Below are 20615 nucleotides of genomic sequence, written 5' to 3' on the forward strand. Positions count from 1 at the left end.
GGCTCCTCCTCGGCACGCAAAAGGCGCGTTATACATATGTATAACGCGCCTTTTCGTCCGGTTCAACAAATGTTATACGCCCTACCCCATCGCCTCCAGCTCATCGATCATGCCGGCGATGACCGACAGGCCGCCGTCCCAGAACTTGGGATCCTTGGCATCCAGGCCGAACGGCGCGAGCAGCTCGGAGTAATGCTTGGTGCCGCCGGCCGCGAGCATCGCGAGATAGCGCTCGGCAAAGCCTTCGGTGGCATGCTCGTAGACCGCATAGAGCGAGTTTACCAGGCAGTCGCCGAACGCATAGGCGTAGACATAAAACGGCGAATGGATGAAGTGCGGGATGTACATCCAGAAGTTCTCGTAGCCCGGCTTGATATCGATCGCCTCACCGAGGCTCTCGGTCTGCACCGACAGCCAGATCTGCCCGATCCGCTCGGCCGTGAGCTCGCCATTCTTGCGCTCGGTATGGACCGCGCGCTCGAACGAATAGAACGCGATCTGCCGCACCACCGTGTTGATCATGTCCTCGACCTTGCCGGCGAGCAGCGCCTGGCGCTGCTTGGCGTCCTTGGTCTGCGAGAGCAGACGCCTGAACGTCAGCATCTCGCCGAATACGCTCGCGGTCTCCGCCAGCGTCAACGGCGTCGGCGCCATCAGCGCACCGTTCCTGGCTGCAAGCACCTGGTGCACGCCGTGGCCGAGCTCGTGGGCGAGCGTCATGACGTCGCGCGGCTTGCCCTGATAGTTCATCAGCACATAAGGATGCGCCGACGGCGTGGTCGGATGCGAGAACGCCCCCGGCGCCTTGCCCGGCCGCACCGGCGCATCGATCCAGCGATCGTCGAAGAAGCGCTGGGCGATGTCGGCCATATCAGGCGAAAAGCCGCGATAGGCCGTCAGCACCATGCTCTTCGCCTCGGGCCAGGCAATGGTGGCATTGGCCGCGAAGGGCAGCGGCGCATTGCGATCCCAATGCGCGAGCGTCTTCTTCTTGAACCAGCGCGCCTTGAGCCGATAGTAGCGGTGCGACAGCTTCGGATAGGCTGCACGCACCGAGGCCACCAGCGCGTCCACCACCTCGCGCTCGACGCGGTTGTTGAGGTGGCGGGAGTCCGCGACATCCTGAAAGCCGCGCCAGCGATCGGAGATGTCCTTGTCCTTGGCCAGCGTATTGGTGATCAGTGCGAAGGTGCGCTCATTGGCCTTGAAGGTCTTGGCCAGCGCCTCGGCTGCTGCCTTGCGCTTGGCACCGTCACGGTCCTGCAGGAAGTTCAGCGTCGGCTCGATCGCGAGCTCCTTGGCCCCGACCTCGAAGCGCAGGCCGGCGATGGTCTGGTCGAACAACCGGTTCCAGGCGGAATAGCCGGTCTGCGACTTCTCGTGGAACAGCTGCTCGACGCGGTCCTCGAGCTGATAGGGCTTGTCCTTGCGCAGATCCTCGATCCACGGCCGGTAGTGGCCGAGGGCCGGCGTTTCCATCGCGCGCGCGATCACCGCATCGTCGATGCGGTTGAGTTCGAGCGGAAAAAACAGGAGGTGCGTGAACGCAGCGGTGAGCCGCTCGGAGATGTCGCCATAGAATTTAGAGATTGCAGGATCGACGCTGTCGCCGGCATGCGCGAGGCCCGCAAACGAGCCGAGCCGCCCGGCGAGATCGTCGATCGTCTCGTAGCGCCGCACTGCTTCTGCGAGCCATTCGCCACCGTCCTCGCGCGCCACATGCTCGGCGAGCTTGCCCTTGTAGTCGGTCTCAAACGCGACGCATTCGGCATCCATCTTCGCGAGATCATGGGCGATCTCCGGCGCATCGATGCCCGAATAAAGGTCGCCGAGGTTCCACTCGGGCAGCGTGCCGACAGAGGCCGCGGCCGATGTCGTCTTAGCTTTGACAGAGAGCCTGGCCGACGACTTGGAAACCGACGACTTGGAAGAAGATGCGGGAGCCGATTTAGCCGCGCGGGGCTTCTTCGACGGAGCCTTGGCGGCCGGTTTCTTGGCCGGCTTGACCTTGGCGGCCTTGGTCTCGGCAGCCTTGGTCTTGGCGGATTTCGTCTGGAGGGAGGGTCTGGTCGGCTTGCGAAGGGCGGAAGAAGCGCGCGAGGTCATCGGATGGGTAACCTGTTGTTCAAACCTGAGTCCCGACCAGCGAGGTTTAAGGTTGCGTTAATCGGCGTCGGCGAGAGTGCCCCGATTCGAGACAGATAGTCGTAGCGTGCAGGGAAAGCCATGGCCGCCAGCATTTTGATCGCCGATGATGATCCGGTCCAGCGCCGGCTGGTGGAGAACATGGTGCAGAAATGCGGCTATGAGGCGATCGTCGTCGAGACCGGCGACGCCGTCATCGAAAAGCTGACCAGCGCCGACGCCGGTCCCATCGATGCCATCCTGCTGGATCTCGTCATGCCCGGCCTCGACGGCATGGGCGTGCTCTCCAAGATGCGCGAGATCGGCCTCTCGATCCCCGTGATCGTGCAGACCGCGCATGGCGGTATCGACAACGTGGTCTCGGCGATGCGCGCCGGCGCCCAGGACTTCGTCGTCAAGCCCGTGGGCATCGAGCGGCTGCAGGTCTCGCTCCGCAACGCCCTCAACACGTCGGCGCTGAAGGGCGAGTTGCAGCGCATCCGGCACAGCCGCGAAGGACGGCTGACATTCGCCGATATCATCACGCGAGCCGAAGCCATGGCGCCGATCCTGCGCATCGCGGAGAAGGCTGCGGCCTCGTCGATTCCCGTGCTGATCGAAGGCGAATCCGGGGTCGGCAAGGAGCTGTTCGCCCGCGCCATCCATGGCACGAGCGAACGCAAGACGAAGCCGTTCGTCGCCGTCAATTGCGGCGCCATCCCTGACAATCTGGTCGAATCGATTCTGTTCGGCCACGAGAAAGGCGCGTTCACCGGCGCGACCGAGCGGCACATGGGCAAGTTCGTCGAAGCCCATGGCGGCACGCTGTTCCTCGACGAGGTGTCCGAGCTGCCGCTCACCGCCCAGGTCAAGCTGTTGCGCGCGCTGCAGGAAGGCGCCGTCGAGGCGGTCGGCGGCCGCAAGCCGGTCAAGGTCGATGTCCGCATCATCTCGGCGACCAATCGCCGGCTGCTCGACCGCGTCAAGGAAGGCCACTTTCGTGAAGACCTGTTCTACCGGCTCCACGTCCTGCCGCTGACGATCCCGCCGCTGCGCGCGCGCCGCGAGGACATCCCGCCTTTGCTGCGGCATTTCCTCGCGCGGTTCGCAGCCGAAGAGAATCGCGCCGTGTCGGGTATCGGCGGCGAAGCCGTGGCCTATCTGACCAAGCTCGATTGGCCCGGCAACATCCGCCAGCTCGAAAACGTGATCTATCGCGCCGTCGTCATGAGCGAGACTGACCAGCTCGGCGTGGCTGATTTCCCGCTGATCCCCACCCATGCACCGCCGGTGGAGCCCGCGCCCGCGCTCATTGTGGAGCGCCCCATCCACCCGGCGTTGCCCGCCATGGTGCCGGGGAGTGAAGTCCCCATCGCTCCGTCTCCCCTGCCCTCGCATGGGAACCTTGCGATGCTGACCCCGGGCGGCGACGTTCGCCCGCTGGAGGAGATGGAGCATGAGATCATCCGCTTCGCCATCGCCCATTACCGCGGCCAGATGTCGGAGGTGGCGCGCCGTCTCAAAATCGGACGCTCGACGCTCTACCGCAAGCTCGACGAGGCCAGTGGCGAGACGCCATCGACGGAGTCGCCGCCGCTGTGACGATGAGGCGCAAGGCGCGGCGACCATCGTTGCGCTCCGCTGCCGTCTGAAAAACGCCGCAACCCGGCGCAACAATGGAACATCTGAACCGTTGCCTTGCGGTGACAGACAAAGGAAAAAACGCGTGGCACAAACGCACGATCGGTTTGGCCGGGGTTTCCCAAGAGTCAGTTTGTCGTGAGTTGTCCCGTGTGGCGCTGGCCGCAGAAATCGGGCTTGAGTATCGTTTGGGCGTGAATCATTGCGTACAGGCGTGACCCATTCTCACGGGCGGGAGCTCGAGCTGAAGCTGGCGGGCAGAATCGACCTTGTTACCGACCCTGTTCCGAAGGGGACAGATCATCCGAGGAACAGACGATGCGAGATTGTTTGACCACCCGTGGCGGATATGACCGCGTGCTCATGGCTATCGCGGCGACCTTCCTCGCGGTGTCGACGACCTCGGCTCTGGCCCAGAGCGACCCGCCCCGCCCCAGCGCCGCCGAACTCGCCATCGACGCGGCCATCCCGTTGCCCGAGCCGGCCAACGTGCCGCCTCCGACCGCCAGCGATTTCAAGCCCGACACGACAGCCACCGTGTCGCCCAATCCGGGCAAGGCTCCCGAGGGCGCAACGAAGCCGGCCGACACCGCAGCCGCTCCCTCAATCGAGCCGACCACGAACGACCCTGGCAAGACCATCGCCGCCCCGCCGACCGCCTCTCCCGCCACCGCAACGGCCCCCGAACCTGGGAAAGACCCGGTCAAGGCCGCCAGCAATGTTCCCGCCGCCGACCAGCCGGTCGCCGAGCGATTGCGCGACATGATGGCAACCAAGGCCACGCGTTACTTCGACCGTAAGACGGAACGCGCCGCCGTCGAGAAATTCTACACTGGCCGCGACTACGCGCCGATCTGGACCCAAGGCGGCAACCTGACCGCAGCAGCAAAGGGCGTGATCTCTCGCCTCAAGGAGGCTGCAGCGGACGGCCTCAATCCTGCCGACTATCCGGTACCGGACTTCGCCGCCGCTGCGTCAGCGCCAGACGCGCTGGCGGAAGCCGATCTCAAGCTCACCGAGAGCATGCTGGATTACGCACGGCAGGCGCAGAGCGGGCGCATGCACTGGTCGCAGGTATCAGCCGATATCCAGTACCCCGAGCATCCGATCGATCCCAGCGAGGTTCTCGCCAATGTCACGGGCGCGAAAGACGCCTCCGCTGCGCTGGACGGCTACAACCCGCCGCACAAGCTCTACAAGCTCCTGAAGGCCAAGCTCGCCGAGCTCCGTGGCGTCGGCGACGGCGCGCCGATCATCATCGAGGATGGCGAGGCCCTGAAATACACCGCCGCGCGCGGCAAGAATGCGCCCGAGGCCGACGCACAGATGTCCGACCCGCGCGTGCCGAAGCTGCGCGCCAAGCTCGGCATCACTGAAAACGCCGACGACATCCGCTACGACGCCAAGGTTGCGGCCGCAGTCCGCAAGTTCCAGGAGAGCGTCGATCTCAAGCCGACCGGCGTGCTCGACGACCGCACCGTCAAGGCGCTGAATACGCCCAAGCGCGACAAGCAGATCGATACGGTCATCGTCAACATGGAGCGCTGGCGCTGGCTGCCGCGCGACCTCGGCGCGCCTGCCATCGGCGATGCCTATGTCATCCTCAACATCCCCGACTACACGCTGAAGGTGATGCAGCGGGGCGCCCAGGTGTGGACGACGCGCGTCGTGACCGGCAAGCCCGGCCAACATGCCACGCCGCTGCTCAGCGAGACCATGAAGTTCATCACGGTCAACCCGACCTGGAACGTGCCGCCGTCGATCATCTACAATGAGTATCTGCCGGCGCTGCAGCAGGATCCGACCGTGCTCGATCGCATGGGCCTGCGTCTGGAGCGCGCGCGGGACGGCTCGATCCACATCTCGCAGCCACCCGGCGAGGCCAACGCGCTCGGCCGCGTTCGCTTCAACTTCCCCAACAAGTTCCTGGTCTATCAGCACGACACGCCGGACAAGAACCTGTTCGCGCGGGACGAGCGCGCCTTCAGCCACGGCTGCATGCGCGTGCAGTATCCGGATCAGTATGCGGCGGTGCTGTTGAACATCACGATGCCGAACGAGCGCTATACGCCTGAGCGCATCCGCAGCATGTATGGCTCGAGCGAGATCGACCTGAAGTTCCCGACGCCGATCCCGGTCAACATCACGTACCAGACCGCCTTCGTCGACGATGCCGGGAAGCTGCAATTCCGCAAGGACGTCTATGGTCGGGACGGGACCATGATCTCGATCCTCAAGAACAACCGCGGCAAGGATCTCGAGAACGTCGTCGCCCACGCCCAGCCGAACTATTCGCGTCCGAAAGGACCGCTGCCGAGCGCCGTCAACGTCAGCGACAACAGCTTCTCGTCGGGGTCATCCAGCCCGAACTTCTTCGAACGTCTGTTCGGCGGCGGAGGGCAGCCGACGCCGCCGGCTCCGGTCGGCCGGCCGTCGCGGCGGGTGTTCACGCGCTGATCAGGGCCTGGCCCCGACCTGAAATTTGGATTTGAAATCAAAGACCTCGCCGATCGGGACACCGTCGGCGAGGTCTTTTTTGTTTTTGGTTAACCACAATGAACAACCGCGATTCGATGGCACTTTTTCGCCACACTCAAGAGTATATGTTAAGGCTAATTGGGGGGCGGGTCGGTCAGTATCCCTTAACCATCCCGCCTTAGGTAAGCGTTTCCTCTCTCTTCCGCCGGACGGGCCGCAAGAGGGTATTCGAGTAAACGCTCGTCGACGGGTGGGCTGCATCTTGCTGTCTGTTTTCGCGCGCCGATCTGATTCGCTGCCCAAAGCGGGTTGGAACGCTGTGGGCCGGTACGGTTTGGCATCGCTGCTCCTGCTGCTCGGGGCAGGATCGGTGCATGATGCGACGGCGTTGAACGAGACCCGTAGCCTCGCCTTTCACCACACCCATTCCGGCGAAGACCTGACGATCACCTTCAAGCGCGACGGCCGCTATGACGACGACGCGCTGAAGAGGCTCAACCATTTCCTGCGCGACTGGCGCACCCAGGATGAGACGGTGATGGACCGTCACCTGTTCGACATTCTCTGGGAAGTCTACCGCGACGTCGACGGCAAGCAGCCGATCCAGATCATCTCCTCCTATCGCTCACCCGCGACCAATTCGATGCTGCGCCGCCGCTCGGCGCATACCGGAGTGGCCCGCCACAGCCAGCACATGCTGGGGCATGCGATGGACTTCTACATTCCCAACGTACCGCTGGAGCAGATCCGCTTTGCGGGTCTTCGTCTGCAGCGCGGGGGTGTCGGCTTCTATCCGACCTCCGGGTCGCCCTTCGTTCACCTCGACACCGGCAACATCCGCCACTGGCCACGGATGACGGCTGACCAGCTGGCCCGGGTGTTCCCGGACGGCAAGACCGTCCACGTCCCAAGCAACGGCGTCCCGCTGAAGGGCTACGAGCTGGCCCGAGCCGAGATCGAAAAACGGGGCACGGGTGACGATGCATCGCCGGGCCGGTCCAGTCTGTTTGCGCGACTGTTCCGCGGACGTCCGAGCGAGGATGACGAGGAAGCGGCGGAGAGCGACGCCAAGCCTGTTCAGACCGCCGCCGCCCTCGTCGCGAAGTCGGCCGACAAGACGTCCGAGAAGGACAGTCGCAGCGCGGACCGGACGGCAGACAACAGGCCGTCGACGCCCCGCGGCAAGTTCGCCAACGCCCTACAGCTGGCGTCTGCCGATTCGCAGATCGCGCAGCCGGCGACAGCCAAGTCGGAAACGAAGTCCGAGGCCACGAGCTCGATCACCGGCCAGCGTCAGACCGGCGCGCCCCAGAGCGTCGCCGACATCATCAATTCGCGCGGCTTCTGGGGTGACAATCCCGGCACCCCGAAGCAGGCGACGCCGGAGCAGGTCGCTGCGATCACGGCGCGCCGCGCGCTGTCGGCGATCGACCAGCCGCAGAGCTCGAGCCTGATGCAGGCGATGGCCTTCGCTCCGCCGGCATCTTCACCGGTCGATCGCGCCAATGTGGTCGGGGCGACGGCGCCGATCCCAGTGCGCAATTCCCGCCCGACCACGCGCAGCGCTGCACCCGCGCCCGAGGCCAATGCGGTAGCTTCCAAGAGCGGGCAAGGCCAGGACGGCCTGATCACGATGGCGACCCGTATCTCAGCCGCCAAGGGCACCGATTCCACCTGGATGCGCGCCATCCTGCTGACGCCGAGCGCGTCGACATCGATGTCGGTCACGATGCTCGGCGATGCCGATCTCACCGTGATGCGCAGCTATTTCGTGAAGCCGCAAACAGCGCTGGCCATGAGCTTCGCCGCCGATCCGACACCCGGCCTGAGCTACGACCAGTTCACCGGGCCGGCGATCATCAAGCTGGAAACCAAGACCTTCACGATGCGCGCGGCAGCCTTGCGCTGACGACTGCGGCCGTCTTCACCCGCGCTCCCCGACAAGCATGGGCCTCTCCGTCCCGCCGGGCCGTGAGGCCGCGTCTGGCAAGGCCCGTCTCCAAATCAGGTCTCCAGATCAGGGCTCGAAGTCCGAGTGCCCCCGGATCATGCGTCCCGAGGGGCATTCGAACAGCCTGGTGCTGTAACCGACCGCCGGCAGCTCACATCATGCCAAGCGCCTGCATGTAGGTCTCGAGGATGCTTTCTTCTTCCTGGCGCTCGTTCGGGTCCTGCTTGCGCAGCCGGATGATCGTGCGCAGCGCCTTGACGTCGAACCCGTTGCCCTTGCTTTCGGCATAGACATCCTTGATGTCTTCGGAGATCGCCTTCTTCTCCTCCTCCAGCCGCTCGATCCGCTCGATGATCGACTTGAGCTGGTCTACGGCAAAGCGGGTCGCGGGCGACTCGTCGTCCTTCGCGGCGGCGGAGGTGGCCATCTGATACTCCTGAATTGAACTCGTGTGTCCGATGAAGGCGCCCGTCAACGCGGCGCGCGTGTTCGGGGCGACCCTCAAATCTGGCGTGCCCTGCGTCAAGGCAACATCGCCCTCATCCACAGAGCGCCCACATCTTGTTGCGGGATACGACCTGAAGCGCGCTCTGGCCAGCCGCACCGCTTGCGTTTCGCCGCAGGTCCTGCGCAGGGCCCGATTCGCTGGCCCTGACCGTTCGCGTCAGCAGCAGGCACCGCAACTGCGCCCATGAGGTCCTTCCCGAGCGCCTCAGGTCCGTAGAGGTCAATGGCCCGGATGCACCTTCTTCATGGCATCGAGCTGCTCGGCGCTCGCCTCGCGCTGGTATTTTGCCTTCCATTCGTCATAAGGCATGCCATAGACCGCCTCGCGGCTCTCGTCCTTGGTCATCGGCGCGCCCTTGGCGTCGGCAGCATCCTTGAGCCAGTTGGACAGGCAGTTGCGGCAGAAGCCGGCCAGATTCATCAGGTCGATGTTCTGAACGTCGGTTCTCGTCTGCAGGTGGTCGAGCAGCCGGCGGAAGGCAGCGGCTTCGAGCTCGGTTCGGGTGGTGCTGTCCATCGTCATCCCTTTCGTTCCCAGTTCCGCGCCGTAACGGATGTCTGCTATATAATGTGGCTTCGTCGCAGGTTTGGCCATATCGCCGCGCCGTCAGGTGGCTCCAGGAGCTCGATCGCACCCGCCTTCGCGTCAGATCGCCTTGCCGTTGACAGCCGCAGCCAGCCCCCGCGACATCGCCAAATGTTTGATATAGCGTCGCGCCATGATCTCGAAAACCTCCTCTCTCCCGCATCGCATTCCCCGTCTCCCCGGTTTCGGACTGCTTTCGCTGCTTGGGTTGGCCATGCTCTGTCTGTCGTCGAGCCCGGCGGCGGCCGATTTCCGGCTCTGCAACAACACGTCCAGCCGGGTCGGGATCGCCCTCGGCTACAAGGACGCGGAGGGCTGGACCACCGAAGGCTGGTGGAACGTGTCGTCGCGCAGTTGCGAAACCCTGCTCAAGGGCACGCTGGTCGCGCGCTACTACTACATCTACGCGCTGGACTATGACCGCGGCGGTGAATGGTCGGGACAGGCCTTCATGTGCTCGCGCGACAAGGAGTTCACGATCAAGGGCACGGACAATTGCCTCGCCCGCGGCTTCGACCGCACGGGGTTCTTCGAGGTCGACACCGCCGACCAGCGGGCCTGGACGGTGCAGCTGACCGAAGCCAACGAGCAGCCGGCGCAACAGCGGGTGCCGGGCATTCCCGGCACGTTCGGTCCCGGCGGCAACGTGCCGGGGCTGCCCAATGGATCGCAGGGCACGCCGCCTCCGGGCGCGCCGGGGCTGCCCTCGGGGCAAGCGCCCAAGCCATGAGGCGACTGCGCCGCATCAAGATCCTCGCCACGCTCGGCCCCGCCTCCTCCGACAGCACGATGATTCGCAAGCTGTTCGAGGCCGGAGCCGACATTTTCAGGATCAACATGAGCCACACCCCGCATGACAAGCTGCGGGAACTGGTGACCACGATCCGCAGCGTCGAATCGAGCTATGGCCGTCCGATCGGCATTCTGGTCGACCTGCAGGGCCCGAAGCTTCGGGTCGGGACCTTCGCCGACGGCCCGGTCCAGCTGAACAACGGCCAGAGCTTCGTGCTCGATTCCGACAAGACGCCGGGCGACGCGACCCGGGTTCACCTGCCGCATCCGGAGATCCTGGCGGCGCTGCAGCCGGGCCACGCGCTGCTGCTCGACGACGGCAAGGTGCGCCTGATCGCGGAGGAGACCTCCCCCACCCGCGCCGTCACCCGAGTCGTGATCGGCGGCAAGATGTCCGACCGCAAGGGCGTCAGTCTGCCCGACACGGACCTGCCGGTCTCGGCGATGACGCCGAAGGACCGTGCCGATCTCGAGGCTGCGCTGAACATCGGCGTCGACTGGATCGCGCTGTCCTTCGTGCAGCGCGCCGACGACGTGCTCGAAGCCAAGAAGATCATCCGCGGCCGCGCGGCCGTCATGTCCAAGATCGAGAAGCCGCAGGCGATCGACCGGCTCAACGACATCCTCGATGTCTCCGATGCCCTGATGGTGGCGCGCGGCGATCTCGGCGTCGAGCTGCCGCTGGAGCGCGTCCCCGGCCTGCAGAAGCAGATGACCCGGATGGCGCGCCGCGCCGGCAAGCCGGTGGTGGTTGCGACGCAGATGCTTGAGTCGATGATCCAGTCGCCGGTGCCGACGCGCGCCGAGGTCTCCGACGTCGCCACCGCCGTCTACGAGGGCGCCGACGCCATCATGCTGTCGGCGGAGTCGGCGGCCGGCAAATTCCCGGTCGAGGCGGTCTCGACCATGAACCGGATCGGCGAGGAGGTCGAACGCGACGCGGTCTACCGCTCCGTGATCGCGGCGCAGCGCCCCGAACCGGAATCGACCGCGGGCGATGCGATCGCGGAAGCCGCGCGGCGGATTGCCGAGAACCTCGACCTGCCCACCATCATCTGCTGGACCTCGTCGGGCTCGACCGCGGTCCGGGTCGCACGGGAACGCCCACGGCCCCCGATCGTGGCGATCACGCCGAACGTCGCCACGGGGCGCAAATTGTCGGTCGTGTGGGGCGTGCATTGCGTCGTGGCCGAGGACGCCCGCGACCAAGACGACATGGTCGAACGTGCCGGCTCGATCGCGTTCCGGGACGGCTTCGTGCGCGCCGGCCAGCGTGTCCTGGTGGTCGCCGGCGTTCCGCTCGGCACCCCCGGCACCACCAACATGGTCCGCATCGCCTATGTCGGGCCGTCCAGCGAGGCCAGCCTCTGAACATTGGTTAGCGACACATTCCTCTTAAGGTTGTAAAAAGGGTACTTATAATACCGGCCCGTAATTGAGAAGATGATGGCTGGAGCCATGAGAAGGCGCTCATCTGGACGAGGCATAAGCAAGAAGAAGATCGTTGATCTATTAAAGAGCGGATCTCAGGTTTGGAATTCGTGGAGGATCTTCACAAGGTTCTCATTTTCGATTGTCGTAGAGGGAATAAGTCTCAGAGGAATTGATCTCAGCGGGGCAAATCTAGGGGATGTTTCATTTAGTAGCGTCGATCTGAGCAACTCAAATTTGAGCCGCGCAGACCTCAGTTGGGCAAAATTCTTCGAATGCGATCTTCACTCCACCAATCTAAGTGCATCCGATCTAGGGATGGCAATCTTCGGCGACACTGACTTAGTGGAAGCTAATTTCGAGAACGCCCGTCTCTCTGGCGCTTATTTTGGAGGATGCGATCTATTGAAGGCAAATCTCATTAACGCTCAGATTGACAATACAAACTTCCGCAATTCAATTTTGGTCGAGACCATCTTTAGCGGCGCCAGAACTAATAACACTCTCTTTATAGAGGTAGACCTTTCCAAGAGTATTGGCTTGGAAATGATCGAGCATGAGGGCCCCAGCGTCGCAGATAACCGAACTCTGGAAACATCAGGTCAACTACCCCTGGCATTCCTTCGAGGAATCGGATTGTCTGACGCCTACATCGACTACTTGCCGGCCATCCAAAATCAAGCCCTTCAACATTATAGCTGCTTCATAAGTCACTCAAGCAAAGACCAAGCATTTGCGGCCCGCCTTTACGCCGACTTACAAGCTCACGGAGTTAGATGCTGGTTTGCTCCTCACGACCTCCCCATCGGGGCAAAGACGTGGGATTCAATAGACGAGGCCATCAGGTTGCGAGACAAGCTCCTGTTGATCCTATCAAAAAATGCAATTTCAAGCGACTGGGTCGAAGACGAAGTAAACAAGGCCTTCGCTGAAGAACGAACCCGTAGCGATATAGTCCTGGTCCCAATCAAGATTGACAACGCTGTGATGCAGACCTCCGAGCCATGGGCTCTCAAGTTGAGGGATCAAAGAAATATCGGGGACTTCCGAAAGTGGAAAGATCACGATTCTTATCAAATTGCATTGCGCAGGCTCATATCTGATCTTTCTAAGAAGCCGAACATTAGCGGGACGCCTTGAAGAACACCAAACTCCATTGGCTCACGCAACGGCACCACCAACATGGTGCGCATCGCCTATGTCGGGCCGTCCAGCGAGGCCAGCCTCTGAACCGGTCAGTCAGCGTTGCTGCGCGGCTTCAAACCTGCGGTCGAGGCTGCGGCCGCAGCAGAGGCGACCGGACAGGCCATGATGCCGATGCCATCCGCGCCTGGAATCCGCGCGCAGCCCCGTGAGTCATCGATTTTGAGGCCGTAGTCGGCGAGCACGTCGAGCCGCGGCGGATTGTCGGCCGGGCTCTTGGCGAAATACAGCGCCCAGACGCCGCCGGGAAGCGGATCGGCGAGGCCGTTGCGGACGCGACCGTCCAGCACACCGCCCGGGACGAGCGGAACGACGAGCTCCGACAACTGATAGACGCGCGAGCCTGCCGGCAGCGACGAGGTGATGTAGCCAAGCGGTTTCTGCAGCAGCAGGAAGGTTGCCGGTTGCTGCAAAGCTTGTTGCTGCAGAGCTTGCGCCAGCTGCGGCCGGTACGGATCGGACCACGGCCGGCGCATCCAGTCGGTCGGCTGCGACCACAGCGCGACGATGAGCGCGGCAATGACGGTGACGGCCTGCACGATCCGCGGCGGCGATCCGGCCGGCACCTCGCGCGTGCGCCAGGCGTCGATCAGGCGGATGAGCAGCAGCACGATCAGCGGCGCCGACAGCAATTCCAGCGGAATCAGGTAACGCTGGATCGAGAAGGCCAGCAGCCACAGGACATAGCTGACCCAGAAGAAGATCACGAGACGCCGGTCGCGCAGTGGCAGCACCTCGCGCCTCTGCCACAGGCCGGTGACGGCCAGCGCGACCAGCAGCACGATGACGACCGCGAAACGCGGATCGCGGAACGGCCATTCCGACGAGGGATGTCTGCCGATCGCCCAGTAGAACGGATAGGCGAGTGCATCGAGCAGCCCCTGCGGCATGAAGCGCGTGTCGACGATCGAGACCAGCGGCGCCTCGGGCGAACGGAAGATCGTGTTGTAGAACGGAAACAGCGGACTGCCGTAGTCGCGCGCCATCTTCAGCGCCCACGGCGCGGCGGTCGCGATCACGCCGATCGCACTGCCCGAACCGAACGCGACGCTCGCGCGCAGAGGCTGCGCAACGAGCAGGAGCGAGACGCCGGCCCCGATCAGGAAAGTCGCGTTGGTGAGCTTCAATCCGGTGGCGGCGCCGATCAGCAGCCCCGCGACGAGGAGGCGGCGGCCGCGGTTGCCTTCGCCGCCGAACATCAGCGCGATGCCGACGAGGATCGGCATCGCAGTCAGGATGTCGGCGAAGCTGGTGCCGACCTCCGACAATGCCATCGGACTGAGGGCTGCGATGACGATCACAGCGCTGAGCGCGAAAGCGTCGGCCGCACGCGCCAGCAGCACGCGCGCGACCCACCAGACCAGCGCGAGATTCAGACCGTGCAGCGCACCGAGAGCGATGCCCCACCAGGGTGCATCCAGCCCGTGGCGGGCCACGTAGGGCAGAAGATAGATCAGCGGATTGAGGAAGCTCTGGAAGCCGCCGGGCGCGACATCAATATCGAACCGGCCATGCACGAGCGCGAAGCCGGCATATTCGTGATAGTTCTGCCAGTCCCAGTTGATGTCCTCGCCGGCCAGATAGGCATAGAGGGCGCCGGCGGCCGCTGATCCGGCGATCACGAGCAGCATCGCCAGATGTTTGCGTGCGACGGACATCGGTGAGGGAAACGCCTGGGATCACGAACCGCGGCAGCCGTCCCGGCGCCGCACCCGACCATGGCGTCGACGGATGAATCCTTGCTTAAGCGCCGGTGTCCGCCGCTGCGCCAGTGCGCGTGGGCCTATGCGCCGACGAGGCTCTTGACCGGCAGCAACACCGCCTGCACGACGAGTCCGCGGGCGCGTGCATCCATCACGCCGACCGCGCGCAGCGCCAGCAAGGTGACCGCCTGGACTGTGTCGCGGAGCCTGGCGGGATCCTCGAGCGTGTCGGTCGCCAGCGGTCCGACGAGCGCCTCGTGCAGTGCGCCGAGCAGCGCGGTTGCCGCGAGCTGGGTGTCCTGCGCAGGCAGATGGCCCGCGCGCACGGCCGCATCGATTCGCGAGGCGATCTCGCCGACGATTTCGCGGCGGCTCGCGATCCGCGACGCGGTCACGTCGACATCGACCGGCTCGGCCAGGATGCCCCAGGCGAGCTTGCGCTGAGACAGGACATGAACGGCCACGGTGGAAACCGCCGCAGCGAGGGCCGAGGACGGCCCCGGCGCCGCGTCGGCAGCGCGCCTGACCGCGGTGAGCTCGTCGCGCGAGACTTCGGCGATCAGCTCCGAAATCAGATCGGCCTTGGAAGGGAAATAACGATAGACCGTCCCGGCCGCGACATTGGCCCGGATCGCAACCGGTGCAATCTGAACGGCGGACATGCCGCCCTCGGCGGCGGTTTCGCGCGCGGCGGCCAGGATCGCGCTACGCCGCGCGGCCAGCCGCTTCACGACCTGGTGGGTTCGCCGATAGACCATGGCGTTTCTCGTCCCGGGCGCGCTCGTCCAGGACGGCACCCGGCGAACGCTGGTTCAGTGTTTTTGGAGGATCGACCTCGCAAAGTTCTAGGAAGAACTGAACACTTGTTCACGCAATAACACAAGTGGGAATCGTGGCTTGTCGCCGCGGCGAGCGTCGATCCTCAGGCCGCCGCGAGCGCCGCTTCGGAGGGCGCCGGCTGCCGCCGCCACCAGGATCCAGCCCGCGCCAGCACGAGTGCGGCCACAATCACATTGGCGGCAAGCCCTAGGGGAATGCCGGACAGCATGAACGTGACCTGGAGCGCCGCGATGCAGCCGAGCGCGGGCAGTTCGTAACGACGAAAGCCCTCGTTAAGGCCGATCCGGACCAGCCACGCCACGGCAATCGCCTGCACCATCATGTCGTACATGAACAGATAGGGCGTGGTCAGCAGCAGCCCGACCGCCAGCGCCGCGGCCTTCAGCGAATAGCGTACCGGGCTGCGCCACAGCGTCACCAGCACCACCGCGACCGCAGCGGTCAGCACCCATTGGAAGGTCCAGCCGAGCGCTTCGGAGCCGCCGAAATAGCGCACCAGGGAGAACAGACTCTGCAGCTTCCACCACGTGGCCTTGCCCTCGGTCAGGAACGCCTGCGAGAACCTCGGCAGCCAATGAAAGAAGGCGTGCCAGCTCTCGAAGCCGAAGGCGAGCCAGGACATCAGCGCCAGCACGATCGCGGTGAGGCTTGCGGAGACGAACGCCGTCCAGCGCTGGGTGGCGATCAGCAGAACCGGAAACAACAGGCCGTATTGCGGCTTGTAGGTCAGGAAGCCGAGACAGATGCCCGCCAGGACAGGCCGGACCGGCAACAAATACAGCGTGCCGCCGACGAGAGCCGCAGTGAGACATCCGTTCTGTCCGACCAGGGCGTTCGAGAACAGGGCCGGAAAGCCGGCCGCGAGCAACAGGCCGAAGCCGCGGCCGACGATCGCGCGCATCACCAGCGCGTAGGGAATGAAGCTCGCATAGACCCAGCCGATGAAGGCGACCGCATAGGGAAACTGCGCCAGGAACGCCGCCACCAGCAGGAACGGCGGCGGATAGTGCCAGGCGAAGTAGCCGGGGAAATCCTGTCGCAACAGCTCGAGCTCGACCTGGCGCTGGACGTCCCAGTCCCAGGCCAGCGCCGGCTGGCCCTGCAGCGCGAGCTTGCCGGCGGCCCAGACATTGACGAAGTCGGTGGGAATGCCGAGCCCCTGTCCGTCCCAGATCCAGGCACCCGACCACAGGCCGGCGGGAAAGAAAGCGGCGTTGACACAGGCGAGCACAAAGCAGATCGCGAACAGGCTGCGCGGAACGGGATCGTGCTGCGGTGGAATTGCGGCGACAGAAGAAGTGTCAGCCATATGGACCTCGCGCCCCGCGCCTCGTTGCGGCGCCTTGCTAGTAAAGCCTTAAGGGTCAACCGCTTGAGGAAGGCTTAAGCGTGCGGCGCGCCGCCGGCGGGCTGATGCTCGCACCGATTGTTTACGCACCGACTGCTATCGCTGGCGCCGAGCCCTAACCGGCCGAACGCCAACGCGAGAGTTTGTCATGCCCCTTCCCCGTCTCATCCTAGCGCTGGCGCTCTGCCTGATCTGGCCGGCCGCGAGCCTGGCCCAGGACAAGGGGCCGGTGCGCGTCACCTCGGACGTCTCCTACGAGTATCTCGCGCGCTGGGACGTCGACCGGCTGAACAAGATCCTGACCGTCGACACGCCGAAATTCGCCGGCATCACGGTCACCTACACGGCAGCCCGCAACGCCGTCCGGCTCTATCGCATCACCTATTCCTCCGTCGTCCCCGAGCGCGGCAACAAGCCGATCACCGCAACGGGGCTGCTCGCGGTCCCCGAGATCAGCGACACCACGCTGCCGATGATCTCCTATCAGCACGGCACGGTGTACGGAAAACAGGAGGTGCCGTCGTTTCCGGAGCAATCGCCGGAGACGCAGCTGATGATCGCGCAGTTCGCAGGCCAAGGCTATCTCGTGATCGGCGCCGACTATTTCGGCATGGGCCTCTCGACCGCGCCCGAAGGCTACATGGTCAAAGCCAGCCATCAGCAGGCCACCTACGACATGCTGCGCGCGAGCCGCGCCGTGCTCGATCAGTTGAAGCTCGCGAGCTCCAGACTGGCGATCGCCGGCTGGTCGCAGGGCGGCTTCGTCACCATGGCCTATCTCGAGAAGCTCGAAAGCGCGGGCGTGCCGGTCGCGGCGGCGGCGACGGCGAGCGCGCCGGTCGACGTGTTCGTCGCGCTGAACGGGTTCCTGAACTTTCCGCGCAGCAACGATGCCTCCTGGGTCAACTCGCTGTTCATCCTGTCGGCATTCTCGTTCGAGAACTATTACGGCGTACCGGGACTGGCGCGCTCAGTGATCAGCGACGCCTACTACGATGTCGCCCGCAAGGCCTATGAGCGCGAGCCGTTCAACGTCGCCGACGTTCCGAGCGATCTGCACAAGCTGCTGAAGCCGGACTATTTCGATGCGCAGTATTTCGCGACGTCGAGCTACGGACGCCTTGTCGCACAGACGCAGGCCTATCGCTGGATCATCAAGACGCCGGTGCGCAACTATTACGGCGAAACCGACGAGGCGATCTCGACGGGTCTCGGCCGGCTGGCGATGACCTATCAACAGGCGATCGGCGCCGGCAACACTAAGGTCGAGGCGGTCTCGACCGGCCCCACGACGCATCGCGGCACGTTCGCGACCGCCGTCCCGCAATGGAAAGCCTGGTTCGACAAGCCGTAACGCGGTGCCCTCGCCTGCGGGCAGCCGCGATCAGAAGGCGCGGCTGTAGCCGATCTGAAGCCCATAGGTCAGCGCGTTCTGGCTGGCGGCGTTGGCGCTGATCATGGCCGCCGACCCCGGCGCGAGTTCGAAGCGCAGACCGGCGTTGCCCTCGATCCAGTTTCGGCTCATGCGCGGCCCGAGCCCGGACAGGCCGCAGAACGCCGTGAGCGGCGCAGCGCCGTTGCAATCGGCGGCCAGCAGCGAGCCGCGCACCAGCGGGGCGTCGGTGTGGAGATTGCTCGCCCACGCCAGCCCGCCGAACACGGTGATCCTCTGCGTCAGCGAGCCGCGCAATTGGGTGCCGACCCGCAACGTCGTTGCCGCCGCGCTGAACGCCGAGATGACCGCCGGAAACGGCCCGCCGCTCTCGACGAAGCCGCCGACGCGCGCATTGACATAGGACAGCTGCGCGAACGGCGTCACCGTCGCCTTCGCGCCGGGCACCGGGAGGGCCCAGCCGAGCCGCGCCATCGCGCCCGCGGAGCTGGCATGGGTCTGCCCCTGCGAGCCGGCCAGTGTCGTGCCGTTCAGATAGCCGCGGGTCAGGGTCAGGTCGGGATGGAGCGAGGCGACGGCCATCGCCAGGAACTGAAAGCCGGTCTCGGGACGATGCGCGAAATAGGCGCCGAAGGTGGCGCCCGGCGCGTCGAAGCGGCCGCCATAGCCGAGACCATTGCGCAAGCCCGCCACACCGATGCTGACGCCGATGGAGGTCGACGGCGTGAGCGAGCGCGCCAGGCCGAAGGTGCCGGCGAGCTCATTGCCGCTGGTGCCGTAGCTCGTATTGCCCGCCACGAGTCCATAGGCAAAGCCGCACCATCGCGACGCCTCGCCGCCTGCGGACCTGGTGCAGCGATAGTAGTCCGCAGCGGTGGCAAGCGCTCCCATCGCCGCATCCGTTGCCGCCACGCCTTGATTGGCAATGACGCCGATGCTCGCCAGCGACGCCTGCTGCTCTAGTACGCTGGTGATGCTGCCCGATGTCGGCGGCGTCGATGACGAGGTCCGCTTCAGCTGGATCAGGAACAGGTCCTGCGTGCTGCCGGCATCGTTGCGGGTGCCATTGCCCAGGATCAGGATGTTCAACGACGAGCTGGTCGCAGACGCCGCGATGCCGGTCGCGTCCGTCAGCGTCACGTTGCTGGTGCCGACGCCGAGACTCGCGAGAATCGACGCCAGTGTCGCCCCCGACGACGACTGGCCGTCGGACGAGACGGACCAGTAGACCGCCTGCGAGCAGGAGCCGCTGCTACCCGCCGTGCAGCTGTACTCCACGCGGCCAACGATGTTGCTTCCCGAGGCATCGACGGCGTTGGCGACAGCGCCCAAACGGCCGAGATTGTCGGCGTCGGTCGGGGCGACCGCGGCAAGCTGCAAGGTGGAATGCGTGGCCCAATTGTCGGTCGTGGTCCAGCGAACCGCCTCGAAGTTCGTGGCCGTATTGCCGAGCCAGCCGACGGCGACGCTCGCGCTAGCGACGCTACCGTTGCCGGCATTCAGCGCACGCGCCTCGCCATAGGCATAGGTGGTCGACACGTTGTTCAGCGGCGTCATGCCGAGCTGGCTCATCGTGCCTGAGGCCAGCGTCCAGACGAACGGCTTGGGCTGCCAGATCGTCGCGTAGTCGCCGAACCCGCTCGTATCCGACAGCAGCAGGCCCGAGCCGCGCGCCAGATTGACGTCGTTGCTGAAGGCGCCGCGGGGAAACAGCCCGTACCAGCCGACGACCGTGCCGTTGTCGGCCACGGCCTTGCCGGAGCTTGCGGGCGAAATGACCGGGTCCGGCGTGGCGCCGAGCAGTTGCACCGCGTTGGTCGAGAGGTTCCACACGGCCGCCTGCATCGTGCTCGTGCCGGTCAGGAGCGCATTCGGCCAGCTGGCATCGAACTGCAGCGCGCCGCTCCATCCGGTCGCATAGGCCGCGTTCGGACTGATGCCATAGGCCGCGCCATCCTTGTCGGCGCCATGCAGCGACAGCTGCGTCGGCGCTACGCCCGCGAAGGCGCCCGCGGTGGTGGCCCGCCAGATGTAGGGATAGATGTCGTAATCGTTCTGGGTGCCGTCGGCGCCCAGCACGACGCCCACCACGGTCTTGCCGGCGGCATCGACCCCGGTCGCAGCACCACTGACGAAACTGGTCAGGCGGTCCTTCGGCAAGCTGAGCTCGGTCACAGTCCCGGAGCCTAATCCGCCGACGGCCGTGTTGGGCGCCCAGACGATCGGCACCTCGATCGCATTCACAGCCATGTAGGGCGTCTCGCAGAGCTTGCCGGCGCTGCCGACCGCGAGCCCCGACGCGCTCATTGCGCTGCCGTGGACATAGCGGCCGAAGCAGCCGCCGCCGCCCATGGCGTAGGTTGCCTCGCCGAAATAGCTCGACGTGAAAGGAGCCGACGCCGTCTCGAAAATGCCCTGCGCGGCAGCATCGCCGCCATCGAGCGAAGCCAGAGCTGCCAACAACACGACGGGAAATACGCGAGCCGGACGGCGCACCGCCCGTGAAATCGTCATCATCTGAATACCCAGCCTTTGGATATTCGTTAACAACGACAACGGGTTGCAGGCAACGAAAAGCCCGGCTGCGAACCGGGCCTGTCGTCTCAATCTCTTGATCT

At 64.9% G+C, this 20615-nt stretch carries 14 protein-coding genes; 7 read left to right on the plus strand and 7 right to left on the minus strand.

Annotated features, from left to right (window positions below):
- Positions 1 to 81: 81 nt before the first annotated feature.
- Positions 82 to 2106, minus strand: a complete 2025-nt coding sequence (locus LQG66_RS18810) for a M3 family oligoendopeptidase (RefSeq protein ID WP_231317184.1) — start codon at positions 2104 to 2106, stop codon at positions 82 to 84.
- A 120-nt stretch (positions 2107 to 2226) separates the two neighbouring features.
- On the opposite strand from LQG66_RS18810, the gene LQG66_RS18815 reads away from it, so the two are divergent.
- From LQG66_RS18815 to LQG66_RS18825, 3 genes are all read left to right on the plus strand, one after another.
- On the plus strand, positions 2227 to 3726 hold the full coding sequence (locus LQG66_RS18815) for a sigma-54-dependent transcriptional regulator (protein ID WP_231317185.1): 1500 nt from the start codon (positions 2227 to 2229) through the stop codon (positions 3724 to 3726).
- A 357-nt stretch (positions 3727 to 4083) separates the two neighbouring features.
- Positions 4084 to 6222 (plus strand): L,D-transpeptidase family protein, encoded by a 2139-nt coding sequence (locus LQG66_RS18820; RefSeq protein WP_486598881.1) that lies wholly within the window; start codon positions 4084 to 4086, stop codon positions 6220 to 6222.
- 283 nt (positions 6223 to 6505) lie between these two features.
- A complete protein-coding gene (locus LQG66_RS18825) occupies positions 6506 to 8152 on the plus strand; it encodes a peptidoglycan L,D-endopeptidase MepK (protein ID WP_425601224.1) in 1647 nt (548 codons plus the stop codon).
- A 193-nt stretch (positions 8153 to 8345) separates the two neighbouring features.
- Here the strand turns inward: LQG66_RS18825 and LQG66_RS18830 are convergent, their stop codons facing one another.
- Both LQG66_RS18830 and LQG66_RS18835 read right to left on the minus strand, forming a co-directional pair.
- The gene (locus LQG66_RS18830; protein WP_231317187.1) at positions 8346 to 8621 is read right to left on the minus strand and encodes a DUF2312 domain-containing protein; all 276 of its coding nucleotides are present in this window, start codon (positions 8619 to 8621) and stop codon (positions 8346 to 8348) included.
- A gap of 300 nt (positions 8622 to 8921) precedes the next feature.
- A complete protein-coding gene (locus tag LQG66_RS18835; RefSeq protein WP_231317188.1) occupies positions 8922 to 9224 on the minus strand; it encodes a DUF1244 domain-containing protein in 303 nt (100 codons plus the stop codon).
- Between the two features lie 196 nt (positions 9225 to 9420).
- Between LQG66_RS18835 and LQG66_RS18840 the strand changes: the two genes are divergently transcribed.
- The 3 genes from LQG66_RS18840 (at position 9421) to LQG66_RS18850 (ending at position 12650) form a co-directional block, all read left to right on the plus strand.
- Positions 9421 to 10017, plus strand: a complete 597-nt coding sequence (locus LQG66_RS18840; RefSeq protein ID WP_231317189.1) for a DUF1036 domain-containing protein — start codon at positions 9421 to 9423, stop codon at positions 10015 to 10017.
- On the plus strand, positions 10014 to 11450 hold the full coding sequence (pyk, locus tag LQG66_RS18845; protein WP_231317190.1) for a pyruvate kinase: 1437 nt from the start codon (positions 10014 to 10016) through the stop codon (positions 11448 to 11450). Before LQG66_RS18840 ends, pyk begins: the two co-directional genes overlap by 4 nt.
- 75 nt (positions 11451 to 11525) lie before the next feature.
- Positions 11526 to 12650, plus strand: coding sequence for a toll/interleukin-1 receptor domain-containing protein (locus LQG66_RS18850; protein WP_231317191.1), 1125 nt, complete (start codon positions 11526 to 11528; stop codon positions 12648 to 12650).
- Between the two features lie 95 nt (positions 12651 to 12745).
- Here the strand turns inward: LQG66_RS18850 and LQG66_RS18855 are convergent, their stop codons facing one another.
- From LQG66_RS18855 to LQG66_RS18865, 3 genes are all read right to left on the minus strand, one after another.
- Positions 12746 to 14371: a glycosyltransferase family 87 protein gene (locus LQG66_RS18855; protein ID WP_231317192.1), complete on the minus strand. Its 1626-nt coding sequence runs from the start codon at positions 14369 to 14371 to the stop codon at positions 12746 to 12748.
- 125 nt (positions 14372 to 14496) lie between these two features.
- Positions 14497 to 15174 (minus strand): TetR/AcrR family transcriptional regulator, encoded by a 678-nt coding sequence (locus LQG66_RS18860; protein WP_231317193.1) that lies wholly within the window; start codon positions 15172 to 15174, stop codon positions 14497 to 14499.
- A 164-nt stretch (positions 15175 to 15338) separates the two neighbouring features.
- Positions 15339 to 16565, minus strand: a complete 1227-nt coding sequence (locus tag LQG66_RS18865) for a glycosyltransferase family 87 protein (protein ID WP_231317194.1) — start codon at positions 16563 to 16565, stop codon at positions 15339 to 15341.
- A 187-nt stretch (positions 16566 to 16752) separates the two neighbouring features.
- Here LQG66_RS18865 and LQG66_RS18870 point away from each other — a divergent pair, with 187 nt between their 5' ends.
- Positions 16753 to 17958 carry an alpha/beta hydrolase family protein gene (locus LQG66_RS18870; protein WP_231317195.1) on the plus strand — a complete coding sequence of 402 codons (1206 nt, stop codon included), beginning with the start codon at positions 16753 to 16755 and terminating at the stop codon, positions 17956 to 17958.
- A 30-nt stretch (positions 17959 to 17988) separates the two neighbouring features.
- Here the strand turns inward: LQG66_RS18870 and LQG66_RS18875 are convergent, their stop codons facing one another.
- Positions 17989 to 20514, minus strand: coding sequence for an autotransporter outer membrane beta-barrel domain-containing protein (locus tag LQG66_RS18875; protein WP_231317196.1), 2526 nt, complete (start codon positions 20512 to 20514; stop codon positions 17989 to 17991).
- Positions 20515 to 20615: the final 101 nt, after the last annotated feature.

Origin of the sequence: Bradyrhizobium ontarionense (assembly GCF_021088345.1) — a bacterium.
GTDB classification, from domain to species: domain Bacteria; phylum Pseudomonadota; class Alphaproteobacteria; order Rhizobiales; family Xanthobacteraceae; genus Bradyrhizobium; species Bradyrhizobium ontarionense.